The organism is Okeania sp. SIO3B5, assembly GCF_010692555.1.
Taxonomy (GTDB): domain Bacteria; phylum Cyanobacteriota; class Cyanobacteriia; order Cyanobacteriales; family Microcoleaceae; genus Okeania.
In genome coordinates this window covers 1-7,941 of the sequence record NZ_JAAHHG010000465.1, presented here as the reverse complement: position 1 = coordinate 7,941, position 7,941 = coordinate 1, and the positions used below count along the sequence as shown (strand labels likewise).

At 38.8% G+C, this 7,941-nt stretch carries 5 protein-coding genes and 1 pseudogene; 3 read left to right on the top strand and 3 right to left on the bottom strand.

Going from position 1 to position 7,941, the window contains the following annotated elements; genetic code table 11:
- The coding region (locus F6K54_RS35595) for a four helix bundle protein (protein ID WP_366558325.1) at positions 1-355 on the top strand (355 nt) is incomplete at its 5' end.
- Positions 356-604: 249 nt separating this feature from the next.
- Here the strand turns inward: F6K54_RS35595 and F6K54_RS35590 are convergent.
- From F6K54_RS35590 to F6K54_RS35580, 3 genes and pseudogenes are all read right to left on the bottom strand, one after another.
- Positions 605-940 (bottom strand): XisI protein, encoded by a 336-nt coding sequence (locus F6K54_RS35590; protein ID WP_293088486.1) that lies wholly within the window; start codon positions 938-940, stop codon positions 605-607.
- A 94-nt stretch (positions 941-1,034) separates the two neighbouring features.
- Positions 1,035-1,367, bottom strand: coding sequence for an element excision factor XisH family protein (locus tag F6K54_RS35585; RefSeq protein ID WP_293088484.1), 333 nt, complete (start codon positions 1,365-1,367; stop codon positions 1,035-1,037).
- 206 nt (positions 1,368-1,573) lie between these two features.
- A pseudogene (locus F6K54_RS35580) lies at positions 1,574-2,765 on the bottom strand (RNA-guided endonuclease InsQ/TnpB family protein).
- Positions 2,766-3,443: 678 nt separating this feature from the next.
- Here F6K54_RS35580 and F6K54_RS35575 point away from each other — a divergent pair.
- Both F6K54_RS35575 and F6K54_RS35570 read left to right on the top strand, forming a co-directional pair.
- Positions 3,444-6,767, top strand: coding sequence for a pentapeptide repeat-containing protein (locus F6K54_RS35575; protein ID WP_293088482.1), 3,324 nt, complete (start codon positions 3,444-3,446; stop codon positions 6,765-6,767).
- A 340-nt stretch (positions 6,768-7,107) separates the two neighbouring features.
- Entirely contained in the window at positions 7,108-7,833 is a 726-nt protein-coding gene (locus tag F6K54_RS35570; protein ID WP_293088480.1) for a hypothetical protein, read from the top strand.
- Positions 7,834-7,941 lie beyond the last annotated feature (108 nt).

Sequence of the window (7,941 nt, the reverse complement as noted above, 5' to 3'; positions counted from 1 at the left end):
TGAGGTGTATCAAATTGCTTTTGATACTGCTATGAAAATTTTTGAAATTTCTAAGAGTTTTCCCAAAGAAGAAACATATTCTTTAACTGACCAAATTAGGCGTTCTTCCCGTTCTGTATGTGCTAATTTAGCAGAAGCATGGAGGAGAAGGCGTTATAAAGGTTCATTTTTATTAAGATTGAATGATGCTGAAGCAGAAGCCGCAGAAAGTCAAGTTTGGCTAAAATTTGCAGTTAAATGTCAATATTTGGATATACAAACAGGAAGACAACTTTATAGTCAATATAATCAAATTTTAGGGATGATTGTGAAAATGACCAAAAACGTTGATAAATTGTTGTTGAAAAAAACTTAAATTGATGTGTCATATAGAATCCAGTTACATATATAATAATATGTTTGTTTATTATGTTTATAACTCTATATATACTTCAACATTCAATCCCCCCACCTCCCCACCTCCCCATCTCCCCATCTCCCCATCTCCCCATCTCCCCATCTCCCCATCACCCCATCACCCCATCCCCCCATCACCCCATCACCCTATCACCCCATCACCCTATCACCCCATCACCCCATCACCCTACCTCCCCATCACCCCATCTTATTCCACAGCATATTCTGTAAACTTTCTCATAAAGGGTGTATGAAATCCTAAAACAATATCTTTTTTTGCAACTCCATTCATTACTAATTCTTCTGCGATATCCAATTCAGTTCCATTCCACTGGAGCCATATTTTTTCACCTTTAATATCAATATGAATCGGACAACTATGAATCAAATAATCGTTTTTCCAACCAATATAAACAATTTGATAATTGTCTCGTACAGTATCGAAAATTGGCTGTACTTCAATTTCTCCATAAGCAGGTTTATTTTTGCTATATTCTAACAAAAATTCCTGGACTAAATGACGATATTTTTCTAGTTTTTCCATTCTGTAATTACCTCTTTATCTGGGTTATAAATAATTAATTTGACTTGATTTTCATTAACCATTAATTGAGTAAATTCAAGATGATGTTGCTATTTCAAGGCTCTAGTTTTAGCCAGAGAAACTGATAACTGATAACTGATAACTGATAACTGATAACTGATAACTGAATTAGTGCTGCCCGATAATTAATAAATTTTCCCAAGGCAGTATGAAATTCAGAAATAGCTGATGATTTTGGTAAGAAACTCTTAATTTCAACTGCTATATTTTGATTATCTTTTTCTGCCCCAATAAGTTGTTCTGCTCCAAGGTCAATAGATATATCTACACCACCGAAACGAATAGATAATGGGTCATGGGTGATTGACCATCCATCTTTTATTAGAGCATTTTTAACTTCTTGATGGAAAAAATCCCTGGCTGACATTGGTTTTTCTTTATGCTTATTATAGTAAAAAGACCGTTAGTAAAACTCTATCGCCCGTTCGTATTGCCGTTCTACTAAACTTACCTAAACTTACCCATACTGGAAATTGCATGAGCTTTAGAGCTAGCTTCCTGTTTTGCTGAAGACCACTGACCACAGTCTGTAACTTATCTTCTCCGCAGGCTTAAAATCGCTTGGAACTCAAGCTACTGATGCACATAGTTTTCCAAATTTACAGCAGCATTAAAGTCTCTGTCCGCAGTAAAACCGCAGTTGCTGCATTTGCTAACGCAAAGCTGCGCTAACATAAGTTCTCTTATGTAATGGCATTTTCTGTTTCTGCCCACAGTGAGAACACAATTGAGAACTTGGATAAAATCTATCAGCTATTACTAACTTTGAACCATACCAATCACACTTGTATGATAGCTGACGCTTAAACTCATAAAAACCACAGTCTGCTATGGCACTTGCCAACTTGTGGTTTTTGAGCATACCACTCACATTCAAATCCTCTATCACTATGTTGCTGTGGTTTTTAGCTAACCAGGTCGTGAGTTTATGGAGTGCGTCTGCTCTGATATCAGCTACTTTTTTGTGAGCTTTGGCTAGTTTTTTTACGGCTTTAGCTCTGTTTTTGGAGCCTCGCTCTTTTTTGTTGACACGGCGTTGATAACGAGTTAATCGTTTTTTAGCTTGTCTGTAGGCTTTGACGTTGGCAAATATTGTTCCATCACTACAAGTTGCTAGAGTATTTATGCCTACATCTACACCGATAATAGCTCGTTTGCTTGGTGCGCATTCCCTCTCTTGGTCAGCATTCCCTTGCGCCTGACGGCGACGCGGGGTCTGACCGCTTGCGCCTGTCGGCGACGCGGGGTCGCATCCGCTTTTAGGAGTAGGTTTTGGCTGACATTCATATTTAAAACTAATGTACCAATCACCTGCGCGTTTGGATATTCTTACATTTTTCACTCTGCAAGAAGGTAAGATTTCATAAGTTTTTACTATTCCTATTCTGGGTAATTTTATGTAATTTCCTTGAATAATTTTAATACTACCTTCTAAATAAAAACTGTCTTTTTTCCCCTTTTTCTTAAACTTAGGAAATCCACGTTTGGGAATAGTTAAAAAGTTTTTAAATGCCCTTTCTAAATCTCTTAATGCTTGTTGAGGGGCACATTTTGAGACTTCATAATACCAGGGATTTTGACTTTTAACTTCAGCAACTAAACGCTTATGCAAAGTGATAGCACTAGGCCGTTTCTTGGTCTCTTTGTACTCAGAAATGCAAGTTTCTAATCCCCAGTTATAAGCATGACGAGCTATACCTGCGTGTTTAGCAAGTATGGTTTTTTGTTTATTATTAACTTTGAGTTTAGTCCTTATTGATTTCATTGCTGCTCTAATGCATGACAAGTAGCTACATCTGAGTTATAATTAAATATTGGATTAAAAATTAGAGATAAGAAATGGCCATTCCTTATCTCTAGAGAGAAGCTACATTCTGCTAAAAACGTGGCATTCTCCGGAAATTCCATAACTCAACAACTGTTGCGGCAACGGTAAAAACAAGTCGCAGCAGTTTTTTCATTACTTCTTCAGGTTTCATAGTTTCTACTCCTTGCTGAATACTTATCTATCTTCGGAACAGAGAACGCAAGAAGTTCTCCAATTTCTTTTTTAAGGAGGCTACTTTCAGATTTAACCAATGGGAATCTCCAAATTTTATCCATATCTGTTTCAAGACGAATCTCACTACGGTACTCAAGATGGCTTGGCTTAGTAGCTCTAGTATCTTTGAAAAAACACCCGGCATTATAATCACCTCATTGAGATATTTACTGATAAAATACTATACTATTACTAAAATTACTTCAACCCATCTAGGGCCAGAAATGAAAAATAGCCAAATAATCGGTTTGAAATATTGCTATGGCCTAAAAACGTCTATTTAAAAGAATAAATTAGCTGATGCACTTTGTCTGAGCATTGAAAGGCCAAAAATAAAAGTCTGGGTTGACCTAGTCAAAATATTTTTACCTCTATTTTACTGATTTTTTACTTATTGAAGATATGGCAGGACGTTTATTTCGGAATATCTGGAGAGTTCTCGATACAGACATTGAGTTTAACTTTGCCAACAATGATTTGATTTGGCTCACACTTGAAGAAAAATTGCGCTTGAGAGGAGTGAAAGTAACTGGCGATTATATGACTATTTTGCGTCTGATGCTGCGAAGCACCCCAGATGAGGAAATAGCAAAAGAGTTGGGTAAAGCTAAATCAACTATTGCTAATAAAAAGACGGCTATTCGCAAAGATTTGAACGATCTATTAGAAGCCAATAACGTTTCTCTTCCCGATGGAGATGAAGAATACCTAAAACGTTTATCTGAAGTTGGCGCGATCGCTAGTAATCTTTCCGTTATTGGCAGTGGGATAGAGTCTGCTAAGGCGGTTTTGGAAATAGCAAAAGCAATACAAGAAAATAAGGATGCTCGGGTATTAAAACCTTTGATTGAAAATATTGATTCTGTTTTAGATGTGTTAAATTTTCCCCTGGGAAAAGTTTTCGGGGCAGGTTTACCTTTTTCGCCTATTGCAACTGGAATTATTTCTTTTATTGTTGAAAAAACTCGTCACGAACCAACGTTAGAAGATGAGGTGCAGTTGGTGGCTCAGGTGGCTTATTTAGAAAGTATTAGAAATTTTTTTATAGAACATCCAGAAATCAAAGAAAAGTTGACAGAAGCTGAAGCTTTGGAAGCAGTTAAAAAACAGATTAATAAATTGGATAAAGAAATTAATTTTAATGAACGAGATGCTAAGGATACTTTGATTTGTTTTTATGATTCGCCCTTGAGAAAAAAAATTGATGAGATTTTATTAGCACGTCTAAAAAAGTCTTATTTAGATGAAAATACTGCAAAAGTTGTAACTGAAAGAATTTCCCGCAGTACCCATCGCTACATTAAGGAAATAGTGGTAGAGGTGAAAGATGATGCTAAAAAATTAGCCGGAATTTATGGAGATAGTTGGCAGCAAGATTTGGAAGCTTATGGCAGTATTGATAAGTATTTGAAAGAAGCGATCGCTACTAAACCACAGGAAAAAGTATTTGATGAAAATTTTACTTTTTGGCAGATTTATGTGTCGCTAGAAGTGAAACCTGTTAACTTCGATGGGACGGTTGAAGAAAGAGCAACACCTCAGAATATTGAGGAGTGGGCAAAAACAATTTTGTTGGATGAAAACAAAGACAGACAGGTGTTATTTATTCAAGCGGGACCGGGAAGAGGAAAAAGTGTTTTTTGCCGGATGTTTGCTGATTGGGTGCGCCGGGAGTTACATCCTATTTATACGCCTATTTTGATTCGGTTGCGAGATGTCAGAAATTTTGCAGCTAATATTGATGAGACTCTAGCTGATGCTGTGGGTTGGAATTTTGTTAAGACTGATAGCGGTTGGTTGACAGACCGCAATACTCGGTTTCTATTTTTGCTGGATGGGTTTGATGAGTTATTGTTGGAACGGGGGGCGAGTAATGAGTTGAAGGTGTTTTTAGACCAGGTGGCGCAGTTTCAGAAACAGGCAGCAGAAAATAATGAACGCAGCCATCGGGTGTTGATTACGGGGAGACCTTTGGTACTTTATGGCATTGAAAGGTTGATGCCATCTAATCTGGAGCGAGTGAATATTTTGCCGATGGGTAATAAGATTCAGCAAGGGTGGTTTCAAAAGTGGCAGACGGTAGTGGGGGAGGAGGAAGCAGAAAAGTTTCGAGAATTTTTGCACAGCGAACAATGTCCGGTGCAGGTTAAGGAGTTGGCACGGGAACCACTTTTGTTGTATTTGCTAGCTGCAATGCACCGGGATGGGGATTTACAGGGGGAGATGTTTGTTACTGCTGATGTTGCTGGGGCTAAAGTTTTGATTTATGAGCAGGCGTTGGAATGGGTGCTGAAAAAACAGCGAGTAGAAGATGGCAGAAATCTTAATCCGGAAATTACGAAGTTAGACCCAAAAAATTTAGAAATTTTATTGGCAGAAGCGGGTTTGTGTGTGGTGCAGTCTGGTAGAGAATATGCTGCTATAAAAATGATTGAAGACCGACTGGTGAAACAGGGATATAAGGAGTTGCAGGGGTTAATTGAAAAAGCTAGGCAAGATGAACGAGAAGATAGATTGAAAAATGCTTTGGCTGCTTTTTATTTGAAATCGGCAGCAAAGGCGGAAAATTCGGTGGAGTTTTTTCACAAGAGTTTTGGTGAGTTTCTCTGTGCAAAACGGATGGCAGACAGTCTGGAAGATTTGACGCTGAAAACTGGGAGGCGACGTAAGACTTATATGGTGTCTGATAAGGAGTTGGAATGGCAGGTTTACGATCTATTTGGTTATGGCAGTTTGACAGCGGAAGTTGTGGAGTATTTGATGGCGTTGTTGGTGAAGAGTGAGGTTGAGTTGGTGGTGTTGTTTGAGCGGTTACATGGGTTTTATCTAGACTGGAGTGAAGGGGAGTTTATTGAACCGACAAAGGAAACTTTACCTCAGAAAAAGGCGGGGCAGTTGCAGCAGTGGGGTATTGAGTCTGGGCAACGTCGGGTGAATATTTATACAGGATTGAATGTGATGATTTTGTTGTTTGAGTTGCATCGTTATGGGCAGTCTCAGGAGGAGTTGCAGGAACAGTTGCATTTTTATCCTTGTGGTCAACCTAATAGTGAAGATTTTGATCAAACAAAACTATTGACTGATAGTGAAGATTTTGATCAAACAAAACTATTGACTGATAGTGAAGATTTTGATCAAACAAAACTATTGAGGATTATTGGTTATAGTCAATGTCTTGGGAATGGCGCTTTTGCAGAAATAGTAGGTAAGTTTCTCAGAAGTGCCGACCTCAGAGGTACCGACCTCAGAGGTGCCTATCTCAGGGTTACCGAACTCAGAAGTGCCGACCTCAGAAGTGCCGACCTCAGAAGTACCGACCTCAGAGGTGCCGACCTCAGAGGTGCCGACTTCAGAAGTGCCTACCTCAGTAGTGCCTACCTCAGTAGTGCCGACCTCAGAGCTGCCTACCTCAGAGCTGCCTACCTCAGTAGTGCCGACCTCAGAGGTGCCGACCTCAGTAGTGCCTACCTCAGTAGTGCCTACCTCAGAGCTGCTGATCTGAGTAGTGCTGACCTCAGTAGTGCTGACCTCAGTAGTGCTGACCTCAGTAGTGCCAACCTCAGTAGTGCTGACCTCAGTAGTGCCGACCTCAGAAGTGCCAACCTCAGTAGTGCCGACCTCAGTAGTGCCGACCTCAGTAGTGCCGACCTCAGTAGTGCCGACCTCAGCAATATAAAATGGAATAACAAAACAGTATGGCCTCGTGCTTTCGGGATACCTACATGAAGCAACTGGAGTACCAGAAACTCTCTATCCCAACCTATTTCTATTTCTTTACCGAAAAATTGTGGTTTAAAGCCTCCCCTTTTAAGGGGATAATAAAGAAAAATTTTCATTATTAGTCAATCCTCTTCTTTTCAAGGAGAGGTAATTATTAATTATTCATTATTAATTATTCATTATTAATTATTCATTATTAATTGTTGAAGACCTCCGAGAAGGTCTAGGAGAAAGCCAACAAGACTTAGAAAATAATCGCAAAATATTTGCCTCCAAATTACCTGAACATCTGCACAATTCCCTATTTAAACTCGACAGCGTAATAGAAACCGAATACCTCGAACTTTTGACACAAAGAATCGAGTATTTTCGCGACGAAATTCCCGACGAAGGCTATTATTATCCAGTCCGACTCAATGATACTTATGGACTACTAATAGCCGCTTCTTTTCCTAACAATAAAACTCGTCATCCCACCAACAGCATCGCCCAACTAAAAAACCAAATCGAAGCCAAACTCAAAGATTCATCGGGCAAAATTCAAACAGGTAATCTCGGACAAACTTGGTTAGTTTTAGCCGAATTAGCTAATAACAAAAACCCAGAAGAAATCGCCAAACAATGCTGCGAAAAATTAAATCTTGGCTTCGACTGGGAAAAAGATTTGCAAGGTCAAGGAAAACTGTTAGGAGGAACAATCTTTGAACTACGACAATACGGCATTACTATGTCAAAAAACATGGATTTTTCCCCATTAGTAACCCCACCAACTATTGAACAAATCCAGAAAAATAATCATCTGATAATTTCTCTCTATCCCAACGAACAAACAGCCAAAAAAGCAGCAGAATTTAACTTTGATTTGCTCCGTTTACTTTGTTACCTGCACAAAATTTTCTGGGCGTATGCTCAGAGTCGCTATCTGAAAGAATTACTCAAAAAATCTGCCATAGAAATTCAACAATATATCCAAGAAATCCAGAAATATCAAAACCCTAGTTTAAATCTCAAACCACTAAAAGAAATATTAGTAAACTCTCAAACTACATTATCTAATATCATGTCCGGTTGAACAGTGATAAATAAATAACTACGGAGGAGTCAGGAGTCAGGAGTCAGGAGTCAGGAGGAAAGAGGGAAGAAAGAAGAAGAACTGGAGTTGAAGGAGAAAGTTTTTTTA

Bases quoted from the DNA above. Each gene is read 5' to 3' on its own strand.
- F6K54_RS35590 (WP_293088486.1), bottom strand. From the start codon at position 940: ATGGAAAAACTAGAAAAATATCGTCATTTAGTCCAGGAATTTTTGTTA.
- F6K54_RS35585 (WP_293088484.1), bottom strand. From the start codon at position 1,367: ATGTCAGCCAGGGATTTTTTCCATCAAGAAGTTAAAAATGCTCTAATA.
- F6K54_RS35575 (WP_293088482.1), top strand. From the start codon at position 3,444: ATGGCAGGACGTTTATTTCGGAATATCTGGAGAGTTCTCGATACAGAC.